We start from the raw sequence: 18,476 nt of genomic DNA on the forward strand, positions 1-18,476 counted from the left end.
GATGCGAAGCGCGATCGTTCTCGGCGGCGGCATGGTGGGCGTCGGCACGGCACTGCATCTGCAGAGCCGCGGTTGGTCGGTGGCGCTGGTCGACCGCAAGGAGCCGGGCCGCGAGACCAGCTATGGCAATGCCGGCATCATCCAGAGCGAGGCCGTCAGGCCCTATGCGATGCCGTACGATCTCGCGGGCGTGCTCGACATCGCGCTGGCACGCACCAACGACGTGCACTACAGCCTCGCCGCGCTGCCGTATCACATGCGGCCGCTGCTGCAATATTGGTGGAATTCATTCCCGGCGCGCCACGAGGAGCTGACGCGCACCTATGCGCAGCTGATCGCGCGCGCCGCGCCCGAGCACGAGCCGCTGATCGAGGCGGCCGGCGCCGGCAATCTCGTGCGTCGCGACGGCTTCCGCGTGCTGCACCGGAAGCAGGATCAGTTCGACAAGGAAGCCAGGGATGCCGAAGCCGTCGGCAAGGCGTTCGGCGTCAAGTTCAAGGTGCTCAGCGCAGCGGAGCTCGCCAAGGCCGAGCCCGGCCTGAACGAGACCGGCATCGGCGGCCTGCACTGGCAGGAGCCGTGGACGGTGTCGGACCCCGGCAGCCTGGTGACGTCCTATGCCGAGCTCTTCGTGCGTCGCGGCGGCAAGCTGCTGCGCGGCGATGCCACCACGCTGTTGCAACAGGGCAGCGGCTGGGCCGTGGTCACCGACGAGGGGCGGATCGAGGCCGAAGCCGCGGTCGTCTCGCTCGGACCGTGGTCACCGACGTTCCTGAAGCGCTTCGGCTACGACATCCCGATGGTGCGCAAGCGCGGCTATCACCGCCACTATACCGGCGGGGCGCCGCTCGATCTGCCGCTGCGCGACGCCGCGTTCGGCTATCTGATGAACCCGATGGCGAAAGGCGTCCGTATTACTACCGGTGCGGAGCTGTCCGAGCCGGATGCGGAGCTGACGCCGGTGCAGCTCGGCAAGGCAGAAGCCGCCGCGCGCCAGTTGATCGATCTCGGAAAGCCGGTCGAGCCCGAGCCCTGGCTCGGCACGCGGCCCTGCATGCCCGACATGCTGCCGGTGGTCGGCGAGACCGCGCGCCACAAGGGGCTGTGGCTGCATTTCGGCCACGGGCACCAGGGGTTCACGCTGGGCCCGGCCACCGGGCGGATCCTGGCGGAGCTGATGAGCGGCGAAGCGCCGAGCGTGGATGTCGCGGCCTGTTCGCCCGCGCGGTTCGGCGCGTAGTGGGCGCCTTGACCTAAACAACAACGAAGACGCGAGAGGTGCCGGTGGCCTGCAATTCCAGGCTGCGACTCCGTGTTCCGCTCAGCCCATTGTTTACCAAAGCGGTCCGTTCTCGCACTGCAAATCTCCCGCTTCACGAAATCGCAAGCCGGCGTTCCCTAAGGTGACGCCGGTTAGACCAGGACGCGGGGGCGAAGCGCGAATCGTGAGTTCTGTCGTCGGCCAGTGATCCGAACGTCATGTGGGGGATTAGATGAACTTCGCCGGCCTCGCTTACCGCTTCTTCTTGAACTTCGTCTTTCTCGCAACGGTCTTTCTCAGCCTGAACTACATCGAGAAATATCAGAACCGCGCGGTGCTTGCGCTGGTGTTACTGATCTATGCCGGCATGCGCGCCTTCGCGGTGGTGCGCTCCTTCCACTTCTTCGGCCGGATCGAGAAGCTGGAGTCTGACGTTCGCAGGCTTGCCGGCATGCTCGGCGAGGGCCCGGTCAGCCAGGTCATCAACAAGCAGGTGATGTCCGACGTCGGCTCGCTGAGGAAGGAAGGCGAGAAGAAATCCTACATGGACCTGTTCTTCCTCGCCGCCGTCGTCATCCTCTGCGTCAGCAAGCTCGTCACCAACTGATCCGCCGCCGACAGCGGGAGAAGGCCGGCGCAATCCGCGCTCGGCCGTGGGGTCTCGACGACGATCAGCGCCGCCTCAGGCTGGCGATACGGAGCGGCCGCGCGGGCGGCTTCACGGCCTGGCGCTCGACGCGCGCGACCTGACGCCGCTGTGAGGTCAACGTGGCCAGCGGAGCCTTGGGCGGCCAGGCAAACAGATCGGCCGAGGGCGCCGGCAATGCCGGCGCCGTTGCCATGCGCGCGCCCAGCGAGGGACGCGGCCACATCTGCTTCCGCTGCGCCTCGGCTGCCGGCGGCAGGCTGAGCATCCCGAAATCGTCGAGCGCGGCACGAGCGTTGGTATCGGCGCCAGTGAGATCGACGGGCGTGATCGCGGGCCATCTCGCCACCGGCGTCTCGTCGGACGGACGATGCACCAGCCAGTCGTCGGGTTCGGTCGGCGTGGCCGGACGATCCGGCGTTGCCGCCACCACGTGCACGATGCGATAACCCTTCGCCTTCAGGTCGGCCAGGATCTTCGGCAGCGCGGCGACGGTGCGCGCGTGAATGTCGTGCAGCAGCAGGATGCCCTTGCCGCGCGCCTCCAGCCGCTTGATCGCAAGCTCATGGACCTTGGCGCCGGAGATGTTGCGCCAGTCATCCGCCAGGAAGTCCGCGCTCCACATCTGCAGGCCGAGGGAAGCGGCGTAGCTTTCGACCGCGTCGCCGCGGAGCAGGCCGGGGACGCGGAAGAACGGCGACAGTGCGGACGGATCGGTGAGCGCGGCCGAGGTCCAGGCGATGCCCTGATCGACTTCCGGCTTGGCCTTGTCCAGCGTCATCCGGTTGAAGGTGAGCGGGTGGGTATAGCTGTGCGTGGCGATCGTGTGACCGGCGGCTGCGAGCTTGCGCACGCCTTCGGGATTGGCCTGCGCCTGGCGCCCGATCGTGAAGAACGTCGCCTGGACGCATTCGTCGGCCAGGATCTGCAGTACCTGATTGCTGTATTTCGGCAGCGGTCCGTCGTCGAAGGTGAGCACCACCTCGTGATCGGCAAGCGGCAGCGTTTCCTTGTACTGCATCGCGCCGATGCGCGGATGCTCATGCGGATCGACGACCAGGATGCGCGAGGTGCCGAGCGCGTTGGGATGGCCGGGACAATCGGCGGCCGATGCGCGCGGGCTCGATGCGAAGCAGGCGAGGGCGCCCAGCAGCACTGCGACCCATGATGGCCGTCCGGCCCACGCTTTCGCACGATCACGCACTACGCTGCTCATGTTCTCTTCACGGCCCTTGGCCAAGCTCGTCGATGATCCATGTTGTGTCGAACGCCAGGGGCGCGGGCAACCGACCGCCAAGGCATAGCAGGGATGTTCGGCCATCGCGACATGACATCGACCCGCGTTCCCGTTTGCCCGCGGCTGTTGCCGGATTGCAAGAGGGTCGGACTTGCCCGAATGGGCACAGTCAATGGTAGATATCGGCCCTGAACGGCGGATTAACCGCCATTTGACTTGTCCGCGGGGCTTTCGCTGTGCTGCTCGGGCTCTCCGGGCTTTGCCGGCACCACGTGGACGACGCGATAACCATGTTCCCTGAGATAGCGCAGGAACGAGGGCAGCATGGCCACCGTGCGCGGCTGCGGGTCGTGCAGCAGGATGATGCCCTTGCGCGCCTGACTGAGCCGGCTCGTGAGCACATTCATGGTCTGTTGCGGCGACTTCGGGTTCCAATCGCTGGCCCATAGGTCGGCGCCGAACACGGCGATGCCGCGCGAGGCCAGCAGGTCGAGCGTGGCCGGCGTCGACTCGAAATAGGGGAAGCGGAAGAACGGCGTCGACGGCGTCGTCGTCTCGACGCCGTTGAGCGCCTGTTCGTCGGCGGCAATGCCGCGGTCGATCTCCTCGACCGCCTGCTCGGGCGTGATGTGCGCGAAATGCGCATGCGTGAAGCTGTGATGGCCGATCGTGTGTCCCTCCGCCGCGATCTTCTTCACCAGCGCGGCGCGGCCCGAGGCCGGCTTGCCGACCAGGAAGAACGTCGCCTGCACGCACTCCTTGGCGAGTGCCGCGAGCACCTTGCCGGTCATCGGCGGCGAGGGGCCGTCGTCGAATGTCAGGACGACCTCGCCGTCATGCAGCGGCAGCGTGTCCGGAAAGCTCTTCAGGCCGATGCGCGGATATTGCGTCGGGTCGACGGTGAGGACGCGGGAGGTGCCGAGCGTGCCCTCGCGCGGACAGCCGGCCGGCGCGGCGAGGGCGCAGTGGCCGGCAAGCAGCGCGGCGGCTGCGCCGGCTGCATTTACCCATCCAATCGTCCACCGCGCCTGAGACATCTTTTCCCGTTGCACTCGCCGTTGCCGATTATGTAATGCGTGAAGCACAAATCAGACCAGTTGCTCTGATTCAAGGCTCGTGAGGCACGTCATGAACGAGACATCGGACGTTGCCCCTGCAGATGCAACTCTACTCGATCGCGCCGGAATGCGCACCGAATCCGGCGAGATTCGCCCCGAATTCATCGAGACCATTACCGCCGCCATCGGCGCCGAGGACGAGGCGTTTCTGCGCGCCGAGGTGGCCGAGCTCCACGAGGCCGATCTCGGCGACCTGATCGCCGCGCTCGCGCCGGATCACCGTGTCCGGCTGGTCGAGCTCACCGGCACCGATTTCGACTTCTCGGCGCTCAACGAGGTCGACGATGCAGTCCGCGAGGAAATCCTCGAGGAGCTGGAGCCGGCCACCGTCGCCGAGGGTGTCCGCGAGCTCGAATCCGACGACGCGGTCGAGCTTCTGGAAAGCCTCGACGAGGAGGACAAGGAGGAAATCCTCGAGCGCCTGCCGCCGTCCGAGCGCGACCTGCTCGAGCGCAGCCTCGACTATCCCGAAGGTTCCGCCGGCCGCCGCATGCAGAGCGAGTTCATCGCGGTTCCGCCGGCCTGGACCGTGGGACAGGCGATCGACTACATGCGCGAGACGCGCGATCTGCCCGAGCGCTTCTACGAGATCTACGCGGTGGACGACGCGCGGCATTGGCAGGGCGCGGTCTCGCTCGATGCGCTGCTGCGCTCTCGCCGTCCGGTGCCGCTCGCCGAACTCATCGACGAGGACCGCCGCCGCGTGACGGTCACCGACAATCTTGCCGAGGTGGCGCGGCTGTTCGGCAAGTACAATCTGGTCGCAGCGCCGGTCGTCGATGCCGAGAACCGGCTGGTCGGCGTCATCACCATCGACGACGTCGTCGACGTGATCGAGGAGGAGGCCGACGAGGATTTCAAGGCGGTCGGCGGCGTGTCGCGCGACGAGGAACTCTCCGACAGCGTCTGGACGATCGCCAAGGCGCGCTTCAACTGGCTCCTGATCAACCTCGCCACCGCGTTCCTGGCATCCTCGGTGCTCGGCCTGTTCGAGGGCCAACTGCAGCAGATGGTGGCGCTCGCCGTGCTCGCACCGATCGTTGCCAGCCAGGGCGGCAATGCCGCGACCCAGACCATGACGGTCGCGGTGCGCGCGCTGGCGACGCGCGAGCTCGGCGCCAACAATGCCACCCGGGTGGTGCTGCGCGAGGCCCTGGTCGGGCTGGTCAACGGCATTGCCTTCGCGCTGATCACCGGGGTTGCCGCGGTGGCCTGGTTCAAGACGCCCGGCCTCGGCATCGTGATCGGCCTTGCGATCATCTCCAACCTCGTTGCCGGCGCGCTCGGCGGCATCCTGATCCCGATGGTGCTCGAGCGGGTCCGCGCCGATCCTGCCGTCGCCTCGGGGACCTTCGTGACCACGGTGACCGACGTCGTCGGCTTCTTCTCATTCTTAGGGATTGCGACGCTCTGGTTCGGCCTGAAATAGTACGGTGCCTGAACGACTTATATCGTTAATCCGGCCTTAACGCGGCTCGGCGACACTGTCGCCTGAGACGGAGTCGGATCATGCAACGCTTGCGGCTGAAGGCGGACGGGCGAATCGTTGAACTGCGGGACGGCGGTGAATTCCCGCTTGCGCCGTCGATGGCGGCACCCGCGGCTCCGCTCGAGGTCCGCGATCTCCGCCGCCGCGTGCAGCTGACCCAGCAGGAGTTCGCAGCCAAGCTCGGCGTTCCCGTCGAGACCATTCGCAACTGGGAGCAGGGCAAGCGCATGCCGCGCGGCCCGGCGCGCGCCTTGCTGACCGTCATCGCCCACGCGCCCGACACGGTGTTCGCCGCCTTAGCTAAGACTTAAGCTAAAAACGCGGCCTGCGTGGCACCGTGAGCGTGTGGCGTGCATAATGCTGCACGCGTCTGGAGTGCACGGCCATGCTGATGATCGACGCCAACGGTGCCAGGATTCCCGCCCTCGGTCTGGGGACCTGGGAATTGCGCGGACGCACCTGCACCCGCATCGTCGAGCAGGCGCTCACGCTCGGCTATCGGCACATCGACACCGCCCAGGTCTATGAGAACGAGCACGAGGTCGGCGAAGGGCTGCGCGCATCGCGCGTCCGGCGCAACGAGGTGTTTCTGACCACCAAGATCTGGACGACGCATTTCGCGCCGAATGATCTCGAGCGCTCGACCAAGGACAGCCTGGTCCGCCTGCGCGTCTCCGAGGTCGACCTGCTGCTGCTGCACTGGCCCAACCCGCACGTGCCGCTGGCGGAGACGCTCGGCGCGCTGGCGCATGCCAAGACGCTCGGCCTGGCGCGCCATATCGGCGTGTCGAATTTCACCGTCGCCCTGATCGACGAGGCGGTGGCGGTCTCGCCGGAGCCGCTGGTGTGCGACCAGGTCGAGTATCACCCCTATCTGGACCAGACCAGGGTTCGCGAGGCCTGCGCCCGGCACGGGCTCGCCGTGGTGGCCTACAGTCCGATCGCCAAGGGCAAGATCAAGAACGATCCGACGCTGACGCGGATCGGCCAGTTCCACGGCAAGAGCCCGGCGCAGGTCTGCCTGCGCTGGCTGGTGCAGCAGAACGTGGTGGCGATCCCGCGCACCTCGAAGATCGAACGGCTGTCCGAGAACCTCGAGGTGTTCGACTTCGAGCTGTCCGAGCAGGACATGGCCGACATCTTCGCCATGGGCAGCCCCGAGGGGCGGATGACCACCTTCGCCTTCGCGCCCAAATGGGATTGAGGGGCGCGCGCCCGAGCCGCTACACTGGGGTCGTCGAGCGGGCAGGCGGGCTCGCGCGCGGGTGCAGCGAATCAGCATGGAACGTTGGCAGGTCATATGGTGGGGCATCGCCGCTTCCGTGCTGGCCCATCTCCTGATCCTCGGCGGGGTCACGGTCTCGACCACGGTGCGTCCCTACGAGCTTTCCAGGACTGACGAGATCGCGGTCGATGTCGTCGATCCCGATGAGCCGCCCAAGACCCCGGAGCCCGCCGTGACGCCGTCACCGTCGCCGACGCCCGAACCATCGCTGCCGCAATTCGCACTGAACTCCCCGCCGCCAGCGCCGGCTCCGCCCGCTGCCGCAGCGCCGCCCCCGCAACCCGAGGCCCAGTCGCCGTCGAAGCCGCCACCGGCGGCGCCGCAGCAGCCCACGCCGCCGGCCAAGTCTGCGAAGGCCGCCAAGGCGGAAAGCAAGCTTGCTGCGGCGAAAGCGGCTCCGCCGCCGGCGCCCGCAGCTGCTGCCGCGCCGAGCTACGTTCCCGCCGAGCCGGACATCACGGTCAAATACGGCGTCCGCCTGGGGTTGCCCGATCCGATGCTCCCGTTGCCTGCGGGGAACAATCCGGAGGTCGGCGCCAGTGCGACCAAGGCGCTGGCAGCCGATCTGGAAGCGGCGATGCGCCAACGCTTCAAGACCTGTGCGCGGCTACCGGCCTCGCTGTCGCGATCGGACGACATCTTCGTGAAGCTCGTCGTCGAAATGACGCCCGAGGGCCGGCTGACGGCCGAACCGGAGATGCTCGGCGGCCCCTCCAATCCCGAGAAGGCGGTCAAGGCGCTGCAGCTGAAGCAGAGCGTGATCGCAGCGCTCGATGCGTGCCAGCCCTATTCGATGCTGCCGGCGGATCGCTACGCGGAGTGGCGCGTGCTGGAGATGTCGTTCCGGCCACAGGATTTCGGCGGCTGAGCGAGCCGGACGAGACCGCGAGCGACGTGATGCCTTCCTGTCGACGCGCTCGCCCGTGATCCTGTATGCGTTCTCCATGCCGGGAGCGTGTGGTGACCGGCCTCGGGCGATCCGCACGACGCCCTGATCGGAGACATTGCGACATGACCCTGAAGCTGGTGATCGGCAACAAGAACTACTCGTCGTGGTCGATGCGTCCGTGGCTCGCTCTGCGCGGCTGCGACATCGCCTTCGAGGAGGTCGTGATCCCGCTCTACACCGACGATCCCGCCGACAAGGCGCGCATCGTCAGTCATTCGCCCGCCGGCAAGGTGCCGATCCTGATCGATGGCGCTGTCTCGGTGTGGGACTCGCTTGCGATCATCGAGTATCTCGCCGAGCGCTTTCCGGATGCGGGGCTGTGGCCCGACGATGCCGCCGCGCGGGCTCACGCGCGATCGGTGTGCGCCGAGATGCATTCCGGCTTCCAGGCGCTGCGCAACGAATGTCCGATGAACCTGCACCGGCCGGTACAGCCGGTGGCGCTGTCGGCGGACGCCAAGGCCAACATCGCCCGGGTCGAGGAGATCTGGCGCGACTGCAGGACGCGCCACGGCAGCGCTGGCCCGTTCCTGTTCGGCCGGTTCGGCGCCGCCGATGCCATGTTCGCTCCCGTCGTCACCCGGTTCCACACCTTTGCGGTTCCGGTGGCCGCCGACACCAAGGCCTACATGGCGACCATGATGGCGATGCCGGCGTTCGCGGCCTGGGTGAAGGACGGGCTTGCCGAAGACTGGATCATCGAACGGGTCGAGAAGGTGTGATGGCGTGAGCGGCAGCGCAGGCGCGCGGCGCTTGACGCCACGCCCGCGCCGCGATCCGCTGGGCGCTGCACGCCAGCCATGGAGCGAATGACGATGGGACTGTTCGACACGTTGCGCAACTCGCCGGCGCTGCAGGGCGCCCTGGGCCAGCTCGAGGCCGCCGTGCTCCCGGCCGTGCTCAACGAGGTCTTGGGCCAGGGCGGGCAGGGCGGGCTCGGCGCCATCGTGGCCAAGCTGGAACAGGCCGGCTTCGGCGCCCAGGTCAAATCCTGGCTTGGCAACGGCCAGAACCTGCCGATTTCCGCACAGCAGCTGCAGGAGGTGCTCGGCAGCGACGTGGTCAGGCAGCTCGCCGCCCGCTTCAACGTGCCCGTGGACCAGTTGTCGAAGATCCTAGCCGAGCAGCTGCCGCTCGCGGTGGATCACGCCAGCCCGCATGGCCAGCTGCCGCCTTCCGCCTGACCGGGCTGGCGCTCCGGCCGCGCCGCAATTCGTCACGGTATCCTGCTGATACGGCTGGAAAATTGCCTCGTTCTTTGCTGCGAGGTCGCTGGCCAGCGCCGGCAGCGTCGTGCTATAGAGGCGCCAGTTTATAAAGACACGCCGGCCCGGGCAGCGGGACCAGGGGCTCTTGCCGGCATCCGAGCAGGAGAGGGCGTTGAAACACAAGTTCCCGATTGGATCGACCGTCTATTTCACCGCGAGCAACGTCTCGCGCCCGGCGGCCAGTGGCACCTACGAGATCATCCGGCAACTTCCGACCGAAGGTGACGACTGCCAGTATCGGATCAAAAGCTCGACGGAAGCCTTTGAGCGGGTTGCCAGGGAGAGCCAATTGGCCTTGTCTTGACGATCTCGGCCGTGTCGGCGGACGCGGCCGGTCCAAGGGGTCGACGAGGGTCGACAAAGATAGAAACGAGTCGAACGAGAGGAGACGGAACTCCGTCGGTGGAGCCTGCCGAGGCGCGACGGACGGACACGAAAGCTTGCGCGATCCCCCTGGGGATAGTGGGTAGCTCCGCACCATCCTAAGCCCGCAAGGGGCTTGGAATCGTCTTATTGTCGTGGACGGGGCCGCAATGGATTGGGTGATCGTTTGGATTTGATGATCGTTTCACGGGCGTCTCATGCCAGGACGCCGTCAGGGGCGGTTTTTCCCGCCCGCGTCAGGAATCAGCGCGCATGAACTCGACCTGGCCCACCTCGTTCGACCAACTTCTGAGCTCGCCGGCGTTCCCGATGTGGCTTACCGTGGCCGCTGCGGGATTCTTCTCGCTGATCGTGCTGGTCACCCTGCTCAGAGCCGAGAAATCGGTGGCAAACGGCGCCCTGACCGTGATCACCCTGCTGGCCGTCGGCATCGCAGTGGCGTCGATGATGCAGAACCAGGACGGGCGCCCCGGCAATGGCGAGCCGGCGACGACGGCGTCGGTCGGTGCCTCGCCGCCGGCACTGGCCTGCATCGACGATCTGGCCGGCGATTTGGTCCTGTCGAATTGCGAACGCAGCCTGTTCGGCACGCCGGAGATGACGGCGGCTGCGGTGAGCTACGCCGCGGGCATGCTGAGCCGGCTTGCGCTCGCCGGAGACATCGCGACCGCCAACAAGGTGATGACCGCGGAGCTGCTCGCGTTGCGCCGCGCCGTGGAGCGCGATCGCTACGGGCTGATGGCCTATGTGCTGCTGACGCGCGACCGCTGCACGCCGACGGATTGCGTGGCGTTCCGCGCCGTCGGCGACCGCCAGCAGCTCGTCAACAACATGGAAGGCCGGACCTATGAGGGGCTGGTGACGCGCTATGCCTCGCAATGGAATGCGCCGGCCGCCCAGGCGGCGGTGCCTAGCGCCCCGGCAGGAACCTTTGCGGGCCTGGCGCCGTCGGCGCCGACCGGTAAGCCGACCAATGCCGAGTTTCCGAGCTCGTCGAACACCCCTCCGGTCAGCATCATGAATCCCGAGCCGACAGCGTCGACGCGCTCGGCTGCCCCCAAGCCGCCGACCCAGCTTGCGCCGGCGCCGTCACCGCCGGCGACGGTTGCTGCCAGCCACGCCCAGGCGCCGGCGGCCAAGAAAGGCGCCGCGCCGAAGCCGAAGCCACCCGCAACCGCGCAGCAGGCGGCCCCCGAGGCGGCTGAGCCGGCTGCCAACAACGAATAGGTTTCGGTCGAAGCGTCATCATGCCTCTGCATCTGATCAAGCTGGCCGTCGGCTGCGAGTCGGTCAAAGACCTCAAGGACTGGATCGCCGAGCGCATGCTCGCGGCCAAGAAGAAGGGCCTGCCGCAGCAGCATGTCCATGTCACGCGCATGACACCGAAGCGCGTCGAGGACATTCTCGACGGCGGCTCGCTGTACTGGGTGATCCGCGGTGAGGTCGCGGCGCGGGAGAAGATCGTCGGCCTCGAGCCGTTCCGCGACGGCGACGGCATAGGCCGGTGCCGCATCATCATGCAGCCGAAGGTGATCGCGGTGTCGCCGCGGCCGATGCGGCCGTTCCAGGGCTGGCGCTATCTGGCACCGGAGGACGCTCCCGCCGATCTCGGCAAGGCCGGCGCCGCCGGCCTCGAAGCGATGCCCGAGCCGCTGCGCCGCGAGCTGCGCGATCTCGGGCTGCTGTAGCGCGCCGCGGGTTGCGCGTCCCAGGCGTGCTCACGGCGCGTGGCACGGTCCCGCTTGGGACTCGCGAGCCCATCGCGTTCGTGCACCGTACCGGACTCCACCACACGCACGCGAGATCGAGGTCGCACGCGATCGGTGCGTCGACACGAAGCTGCTGATAGTCCATCTCACCATTGATCGCTGCGTCCTCGATGCCAGCACGCGTCCTCGGCAGCGATCCGAGTCACCACTCCGTCGGGAAGCATCGTCTGCGCGTCAGGGTGATCAGATCGACGCGCACCGCCGCAAGCTTGGCAGATCCTCCTTCCAGGTACGCGGGTATGAGCCGAAATCCTGCGTTGGCGCGAGCTGAGTCGGGTTGACCGAACGCGAGTCAAGGCTCTTGTCGGCGCGGCGCTTCGCCAGGCGAACGAGCGGGATGTGGCCGTGATGCAGCACGGCCATGGTCGGCACGAGTTATGCTGGCGTTTCGTGCGTGGGGTCGTGACATTTTTGCTCGATCTGACAGCGAAAAATCGCTGTTTTCCTGTTCGGCCTTGACGCTCGCTCGGCTGCCTTTCACAAGAACGCGACAAGCCGCTCAGCTTACTTGAATACGCCTGTTAGCACGGCTCCGCATGACATGCGGAGTTGGTAAACGCGCGCGCCAAGTAGTAGCGGAGGATGCGTCCCCCGTGGGATTCACGATGACGATGCATTTCACTTGACCGCAGACGACCGTGACTCGAAGATGATCCCAAGGGGTCGAAAACATGCTGGTGCAGACTAGCCAAGGACAATCGGGCTCGGCCCACGTGGTTGTGCTTGGAAACGAGAAGGGCGGGTCGGGAAAGTCCACCACCGCCCTGCACATTGCCGTTGCGCTTCTCAAGGCCGGCCAGCGAGTGGCCACCATCGACCTGGACTGCCGCCAGCAGAGCTTCACCCACTACATCAACAACCGCAGCGCCTGGGCGCGCCGGACGGGGCTGCACCTCGAGCTGCCGACTCACTACTGCATCCAGCTCGGTCAGACCCTGCAGATCGACGAGAACGAGAACACCGAGTTCCAGCAGTTCATGGAAGCGGTGAGTTCGGTCGAACATGCGTTCGATTTCATCGTCGTCGATACGCCAGGCAACGACAGCTACCTGATGCGCCTGGCGCATTCGATGGCCGATACGCTGGTGACGCCGATCAACGACAGCTTCCTGGATTTCGACGTGCTCGGCACGGTCGATCCGGCGACCTATGCTGTCACCGGCGAGAGCCACTATGCCGAGATGGTGCGCGACGTCAGGCGCAAGCGCCGGCAGATCGACGGCGCCATGACCGACTGGATCGTGGTTCGCAATCGGCTGTCGATGCTCGGCTCGCGCAACAAGCAGTTGGTGGCTGAAGGTCTCAAGGACCTGTCGCTGCGGCTCGGCTTCCGCGCCATCGACGGCTTCGCCGAGCGCGTCGTCTACCGCGAGTTCTTCCCGCGCGGCCTGACGGCGCTGGACGACATCGACGAGGCGACGCTCGGTACGCGCCCCAATCTCGGACACGTCACGGCGCGGGAGGAGGTGACGAGCCTGCTGCGCCAGCTCAAGCTGCCGCTCGACGAGCGCGGCCGCCGCCGCGCTGCCAATCGCGCCGAGTGGTTCGCCCAGGTCGACAAGCCGCTCGACCTTCACGACATCATCAGCGCCTGAGCCGGCTGGTTCGAGGGCGGCCCGCGCCGGCCCCACCGTTCAGGCGGCCCGGTGACGCACAAGCGAGACGCGATCGCGGTCGTGAAATCGTCCCCTCAGGTGCGCGGTATTCCGGTGAGTATCCCAGGGCGCCGCCTGTTGAAGTCGTCCTGAACAAGCTGTCCAGCTCCACGACTGAGACGAGGCGTCGCTGAGACATCTCGCGCCTTGGCTGGCGGGCTGGTCCTGATTACGACCATGTCTGCCGGTGGCTTGGACAGCGCGGTCTGCGACGGCGGGTTTTGTCGTAGGTCAAAGGCCCATGTCGTCGTTTTGGCTAAATTACCGGCAAATTGAGAACTGCTCTGAACCGGACGTTCAGAGTTCGCGGTCACAAGGAAGGCGCGGGAACCGGAATTGCTGCACAGCAACTAAGTGCGCCGCACAACGAACAGGCGCGGACGACACAACATTTGGCCTTCCTGTCATCGGACCGTTACGTATATTGAACAGAACGGTCCGCGAGAGTCTTGCGAGAACCGAGCGACTTTGGGTTGTGGACCCCCGAGGGACGAACATGAAGCGTGGAATAACCGTTCTTCTGTCTGTCAGTGTCCTGGCGGCCGTCGGCTACTTCACGGCCAGCAAGTGGGCGATCCGGCACGAGACCGTGCGGTTCTACGATCCGTCGCGTGGCAATCGCCTGGTCGAGGTCGACCTGGCGGTGCGACGTGACAAGGATATGCAGGCCGAGGCCGGCATGATCAAGCTTCCGGTGGCCGTGCTCAACCACGGCAACACGGTCAAGTTCACGGAATACTCGTTCCTGGCGAACGTGTTTGCTGCGCGCGGCTACCTTGCGGTCAGCATTCAGCATGATCTCCCGACCGATGCGCCCATGGTGACGAAGGTCGGCGAGCTCTATGTCGGCCGCCTGCCGCAGATCCAGCGCGGCGTTGCCAACATCAAGTTCGCAATCGAGCAGATGCGCCAGGTCCGGCCGAATGCGGACTACGATCATCTCACCGTCGTCGGCCATTCGATGGGCGGCGACATCACCATGTACTTCGCCAAGCAGTATCCGGAAGAAGTCCGCAAGGTGGTGACGCTGGACAATCTGCGCGTTCCGTTCGTGACCGACGGCAAGTTCAAGATCCTGTCGTTCCGCTCCAATGATCCGAAGTTCAAGGCCGATCCCGGCGTCGTTCCGGACGAGGAGATCTGCGAGAAGGAAGGCATCACCGTCGTCAAGACGGACTTCCAGCACAACGACATGCGTGACACCGGGCCCGACGACGCCAAGGAGTCGATCCAGGCCATGCTCGACAAGTTCCTGGCAGACAGTGACGCCTCGAGCGCCATCTCGCCGGTCAAGTCGAAAACGCCGCTGCTCGATCCGGGGCCTGTCGCCCCCTTTGCGCCGGTCGGCAAGAGCGCTCCGCCCGTCAAGCCGTTGACGCACTAGGTGACCACTTCAAACGTCCTGGCGCATTGATCATGTAAACTCTGCTGTCATCGTCTGCGAAGGCGGGCGATCCAGTAAGCGGTGACACTGCGGTTCGATATCCTCTGCTGCGGAGTACTGGATGGTCCGCATTCGCGGCGCGTGACAACGGCAGGGACGGCGAAAGCTCAGCCCGAAAACGCCGGTTCTGAGCAGACGCTCGTGCGGGTGCAGAACGGGACCGATTGATCCAACGCTTCGGGCAGAGATCTTTGCACGCCGTGATGCCTGCGGCGTAGCCGACCGCGGCCACTGAACTTCAGCGCACTCGCCACGTTTCCACCTGCTCATACCAGCGGGTGAGCAGACATGGGCGATGGTTCTTCCAAGTTCCGCGATGGCTCCGTCACGTCGGAAGGCGACCGCAGGTCCGGGGATCTTCGGCCCGGCGCCGGACAGTCCAACCCCGACGCGATTGCCGCGTTCGTCGCACAGGCCCGTGCCATGGCGCCCGTGGCGCAGGGCGCCACAGGCAGGCTGGTGTTTGCGCTCGACGCGACGCTGAGCCGGCAGCCGACCTGGGACTTGGCCTGCGCCCTGCAGGCCGAGATGTTCCGCGAGGCCGCTGCGCTGGGCAGCCTTGATATCCGCCTCGTCTACTACCGCGGCTTCAACGAGTGTCGCGCGACGGGCTGGATCTCCGACAGCACTCAATTCGCGCGACTGATGGGCAAGATCGATTGCCGCGGCGGCAAGACGCAGATCGGCAAAGTGCTCGGTCAGGCCCGGCGCAACGCGACAGCGGAAGGCATTCGCGCCGTCGTTTTCGTCGGCGACGCGATGGAGGAGAACGTCGACGATCTCTGCGCCAGGGCCGGGGAGCTCGGCATCCTCAAGGTTCCCTTGTTCCTGTTTCAGGAGGGCGATGATGCGGTCGCCGAGCAGGCCTTCCGTGAAATGGCGCGGCTGTCCGGCGGGGCCTGGTGCCGGTTCGATCCCGGCGCGGCAGCGCAGCTGCGCGAACTGCTGCGTGCCGCGGCCGCCTATGCCGCGGGCGGCCGTGATGCGCTGCGCCGGCTTGCCGCAACCGGAGGCGGCGCAGCGCTGCTCCTCGACCAGATGAGGTGACGGACGAGGGGGCGCGCGGAACAGCGGGCGCGCGCTTGCTCGGGTGTCCGCGCATGCTTTTTGTTCCGGCACGTCCTATATTCGTCGCATGACACTGATCGCTGGCGTCATCGCCGTCATCACCCTGTATCTGTTGCTGCAGATGTTCCGCTCCGCCAATCCGGCCGCGCTGGCGCGCGCGCTCAAGATTGCGGGGGGCGTCGGCTGTCTGGCGGTGGCGGCCTTTACCGGCCTGCGCGGCGAGCTGGTGGTCGCCATTCCGATCGGCGTGTTCGGGGCGGGGCTGCTGGGCTGGACGCCGGCCGGGTTCGGCAATGTCGGCAGCCTGTTCGGACTGGGCTCGCAGCGCTCGGCGGGGCAGGGCTCGCGGGTGCGCTCTCAGTTCATAGAGATGGCGCTCGATCACGACAGCGGCCAGGTCGAAGGCCGCTTCGTGGCCGGCCCTCATGCCGGCCATTCGCTCGACGAGTTCGATCTGCCACGCCTCGCGGCGGTCATCCCGAGCCTCGACGCACAGAGCGTTGCCCTACTTGAAACTTATCTGGACCGCCGGTTTCCCGGATGGCGTCAGCACGCGCAAGGCGACGCGGCAGGGGGGCAGCGCCGCGCGGCGTCGAGTTCCAAAATGACGGACGAGGAGGCCTATCAGATCCTTGGCCTGCAGCCGGGCGCGGGGCGTGACGAGATCGGGCGTGCCCACCGTGCGCTCATGAAGAAACTGCATCCCGACCAAGGGGGGTCGACGTATCTCGCCGCCCGGGTGAACGAGGCCAAGGACACTCTGCTTCGTACGCATCACGGCTAACTCCGAACGCCACCAACGCCACGAGACCGAAACCCGCTTCCACCGCGGCGTCGACGCCTGCGGCCTTCGCCGTTATCCGGCGCGATCGTTCTTCATGGTGAAAAAGTTCTAGCGGCAAATCCTTGACGAGAGGTTTGCACTCGCGCCGCCGACTTGCGCTGGCATCGGCCCAAACAAAAAGGCCCGCGCGTGTGTCGCGCGGGCCTCATCTGCCGTGAAGGCGGTGCGTTAGTTGTGCACGGTCATGCAGGATATGTCGGCGCGCTTGAGCTTCTTGCACACCGCTTCGGCCTGATCGCGGTCGAGGCCGGCGAAGCGGGCGCGGATCAGCGTCTTGTCGCCCTTCGCGACCGTCTCCGTGAACGGATCGGCCTTGCTCAGGAGACCCTGCGCCGAACTGCGGGCGGCGTCGATGCGCTTCTGCGCCTCGGCCTCGCTGTCCAGCGCGCCAACCTGGATGATCCAGCCGCTGCGCGTCGCCACGGGCTTCGGCATGGACTCAGGCGTCGGGCTGGCGGAAGCGATCTGCGTCGGCGGTGAGGGCTGTACCGGCGGCGGAGCGTAGGCCATGGCCTGCGAGGAGGCCGGGGGCAGGCTGGAGGCCGGGAGCACGCCGAGAATGCCGTTGCCGGTGCCGTGCCCCGCCGGCTGCGGCGGCAGCTCGGGGCGCGGCGCTTCGGCGCGGACGAGAGGCGGCGAGGGGGCAACCGCTTCGACACGCTGCGCGAACGGCGCGGGGGCGGGAGCAGGTGCAGCGACAGGAGCAGCAGCAACCGGCTGCGGCGCAGCCGTGGCCAGCTTGACGGGACCCGCCTTGACCTGGACCGTCTTCACCTTGACCGGCTTCATCGGGTCGGTCGAGCCGGGAATGATCGACATCGGCTGGTTCTGGATCACACCCGAGGTCATCGGTGCGGGCTCGACCTTGGCCTCTTTCGGCGCCGGCGGCGGCAACGCTGCGGTGGCTTCCGACAGCGCCGACATCATCTTGGCGGCACGGCTCGGGGCGGGCGTCTCCGGCGCTGCAGATGCCAGCTGCATCGAGCTCTGGTCGGCCGCATCACCATTGTCGGATCCGCCGCGCTCGCCGATCGCCGCGACGGTGCGCTTGGTCGCGCCCTTCTCGAGGTTCTCCGCCAGCAAATTGCGCATGATGGCGTCGCGCGAGCCGCCGCTGCGGCCGCCGAGAACGACGCCGACCAGATGGCGGTTGCCGCGGCGGAGCGAGGTGACGATGTTGAAGCCGGACGCGCGGGTGTAGCCGGTCTTGATGCCGTCGATGCCCTCGACATTGCCGAGCAGGTGATTGTGGTTGCGGATCGACTGGCCGCGATAATTGAAGACCACGGTCGAGAAATAGCGATAGTAGCGCGGGAAGCGGTCCTGGATCGCGCGTCCCAGGATCGACTGGTCGCGCGCGGTCGTGATCTGCTCGTCGGCCGGCAGACCGGACGCGTTGACATAGGTGGTGCGGCTCATGCCGAGCGAACGCGCCTTGCGCGTCATCAGCTTGGCGAACTCATCCTCGTCGCCGCCGATCGCTTCGGCGATGACCACGGCGGCGTCATTGGCTGAACGCGTCACCAGGCCCTTGATCGCGTCCTCGACGCGGATGCTCTGGCCAGGGCGCAGGCCGAGCTTGGTCGGTGACTGCTCGGAGGCGTGTTCCGACACCGGCATCTCGGTGTCCAGCTTCATCCTGCCGGAATCGAGGCGCTCGAACAGCAGATACAGCGTCATGATCTTGGTGAGCGACGCCGGATGGCGCAGCGCGTCCGGATTGGTCGCGGTCAGCGTCGCGCCCGAATTTCCGTCTACCACGATCGACGAGAAGGCGGGGCTGTAGCTGCCCTCGTCGTTGTGGGGAGAGTGACGTGCGTGATGATGGCGATGGCGGCGGCGCGCTTCCGCGCTGTCGACGGTGACCAGCGCTGCCACGCTGAGGGTGAGGAGCCCGTAGACGCCAACCCGCATCAGGCGCGAGGAAGCCAAGTTTTTGCGAAGCATGAAATCCCCGTCCAATTTCTGACGTGATCACCGGCCCGTAAGGCGAAATTGTGCCAAACGTCCCCGTGATCTCACCTGCCGGCCTCGCTTGACGGGGCTTGAAGTGGCCCTG

The 18,476-nt window shown here is 66.6% G+C and carries 18 protein-coding genes and 1 pseudogene; 15 read left to right on the top strand and 4 right to left on the bottom strand.

All coding sequences use genetic code 11. The features are described from left to right. Position 1: 1 nt before the first annotated feature. On the top strand, positions 2-1,240 hold the full coding sequence (locus ACQR07_RS00205) for an NAD(P)/FAD-dependent oxidoreductase (RefSeq protein ID WP_434900393.1): 1,239 nt from the start codon (positions 2-4) through the stop codon (positions 1,238-1,240). A 253-nt stretch (positions 1,241-1,493) separates the two neighbouring features. Then, a complete protein-coding gene (locus tag ACQR07_RS00210) occupies positions 1,494-1,868 on the top strand; it encodes a hypothetical protein (RefSeq protein WP_434900394.1) in 375 nt (124 codons plus the stop codon). Positions 1,869-1,932: 64 nt separating this feature from the next. On the opposite strand, the gene ACQR07_RS00215 is transcribed toward ACQR07_RS00210, so the two are convergent. Next, a complete protein-coding gene (locus tag ACQR07_RS00215) occupies positions 1,933-3,123 on the bottom strand; it encodes a polysaccharide deacetylase family protein (protein WP_434900395.1) in 1,191 nt (396 codons plus the stop codon). A gap of 221 nt (positions 3,124-3,344) precedes the next feature. Next, complete coding sequence (locus tag ACQR07_RS00220) at positions 3,345-4,181, bottom strand: polysaccharide deacetylase family protein (RefSeq protein WP_434900396.1); 837 nt, start codon at positions 4,179-4,181, stop codon at positions 3,345-3,347. A gap of 91 nt (positions 4,182-4,272) precedes the next feature. Here ACQR07_RS00220 and mgtE point away from each other — a divergent pair, with 91 nt between their 5' ends. The 9 genes from mgtE (at position 4,273) to ACQR07_RS00265 (ending at position 11,325) form a co-directional block, all read left to right on the top strand. After that, the gene (gene mgtE, locus ACQR07_RS00225) at positions 4,273-5,691 is read left to right on the top strand and encodes a magnesium transporter (RefSeq protein ID WP_434900397.1); all 1,419 of its coding nucleotides are present in this window, start codon (positions 4,273-4,275) and stop codon (positions 5,689-5,691) included. Between the two features lie 80 nt (positions 5,692-5,771). Beyond that, entirely contained in the window at positions 5,772-6,062 is a 291-nt protein-coding gene (locus ACQR07_RS00230; RefSeq protein ID WP_434900398.1) for a helix-turn-helix domain-containing protein, read from the top strand. A gap of 74 nt (positions 6,063-6,136) precedes the next feature. Then, complete coding sequence (locus ACQR07_RS00235) at positions 6,137-6,955, top strand: aldo/keto reductase (protein WP_434900399.1); 819 nt, start codon at positions 6,137-6,139, stop codon at positions 6,953-6,955. 76 nt (positions 6,956-7,031) lie between these two features. Then, positions 7,032-7,904, top strand: coding sequence for a hypothetical protein (locus ACQR07_RS00240; RefSeq protein WP_434900400.1), 873 nt, complete (start codon positions 7,032-7,034; stop codon positions 7,902-7,904). A gap of 143 nt (positions 7,905-8,047) precedes the next feature. Beyond that, positions 8,048-8,707: a glutathione S-transferase family protein gene (locus tag ACQR07_RS00245; protein WP_434900401.1), complete on the top strand. Its 660-nt coding sequence runs from the start codon at positions 8,048-8,050 to the stop codon at positions 8,705-8,707. Between the two features lie 93 nt (positions 8,708-8,800). Continuing rightward, positions 8,801-9,169, top strand: coding sequence for a YidB family protein (locus ACQR07_RS00250; RefSeq protein WP_434900402.1), 369 nt, complete (start codon positions 8,801-8,803; stop codon positions 9,167-9,169). Between the two features lie 196 nt (positions 9,170-9,365). Further along, a complete protein-coding gene (locus tag ACQR07_RS00255) occupies positions 9,366-9,557 on the top strand; it encodes a hypothetical protein (RefSeq protein ID WP_006609003.1) in 192 nt (63 codons plus the stop codon). A 332-nt stretch (positions 9,558-9,889) separates the two neighbouring features. Beyond that, positions 9,890-10,864 carry a hypothetical protein gene (locus ACQR07_RS00260; RefSeq protein ID WP_434900403.1) on the top strand — a complete coding sequence of 325 codons (975 nt, stop codon included), beginning with the start codon at positions 9,890-9,892 and terminating at the stop codon, positions 10,862-10,864. Between the two features lie 20 nt (positions 10,865-10,884). Then, positions 10,885-11,325, top strand: coding sequence for a DUF1489 family protein (locus tag ACQR07_RS00265; protein WP_434900404.1), 441 nt, complete (start codon positions 10,885-10,887; stop codon positions 11,323-11,325). Positions 11,326-11,372: 47 nt separating this feature from the next. Here the strand turns inward: ACQR07_RS00265 and ACQR07_RS00270 are convergent. Next, a pseudogene (locus tag ACQR07_RS00270) lies at positions 11,373-11,781 on the bottom strand (pantoate--beta-alanine ligase); the annotation flags it as partial. Between the two features lie 296 nt (positions 11,782-12,077). Between ACQR07_RS00270 and ACQR07_RS00275 the strand changes: the two are divergent. From ACQR07_RS00275 to ACQR07_RS00290, 4 genes are all read left to right on the top strand, one after another. Then, positions 12,078-13,001, top strand: coding sequence for a division plane positioning ATPase MipZ (locus ACQR07_RS00275; RefSeq protein WP_434866723.1), 924 nt, complete (start codon positions 12,078-12,080; stop codon positions 12,999-13,001). A gap of 556 nt (positions 13,002-13,557) precedes the next feature. Then, the gene (locus ACQR07_RS00280) at positions 13,558-14,445 is read left to right on the top strand and encodes an alpha/beta fold hydrolase (protein ID WP_434900405.1); all 888 of its coding nucleotides are present in this window, start codon (positions 13,558-13,560) and stop codon (positions 14,443-14,445) included. Positions 14,446-14,793: 348 nt separating this feature from the next. Continuing rightward, complete coding sequence (locus tag ACQR07_RS00285) at positions 14,794-15,552, top strand: VWA domain-containing protein (RefSeq protein ID WP_434900406.1); 759 nt, start codon at positions 14,794-14,796, stop codon at positions 15,550-15,552. A gap of 88 nt (positions 15,553-15,640) precedes the next feature. Beyond that, on the top strand, positions 15,641-16,357 hold the full coding sequence (locus ACQR07_RS00290; protein WP_434900407.1) for a DnaJ domain-containing protein: 717 nt from the start codon (positions 15,641-15,643) through the stop codon (positions 16,355-16,357). Positions 16,358-16,585: 228 nt separating this feature from the next. On the opposite strand, the gene ACQR07_RS00295 is transcribed toward ACQR07_RS00290, so the two are convergent. Then, entirely contained in the window at positions 16,586-18,364 is a 1,779-nt protein-coding gene (locus ACQR07_RS00295; protein WP_434900408.1) for a serine hydrolase, read from the bottom strand. Positions 18,365-18,476 lie beyond the last annotated feature (112 nt).

Source organism: Bradyrhizobium sp. HKCCYLS20291 (assembly GCF_051167715.1).
Taxonomy (GTDB): domain Bacteria; phylum Pseudomonadota; class Alphaproteobacteria; order Rhizobiales; family Xanthobacteraceae; genus Bradyrhizobium.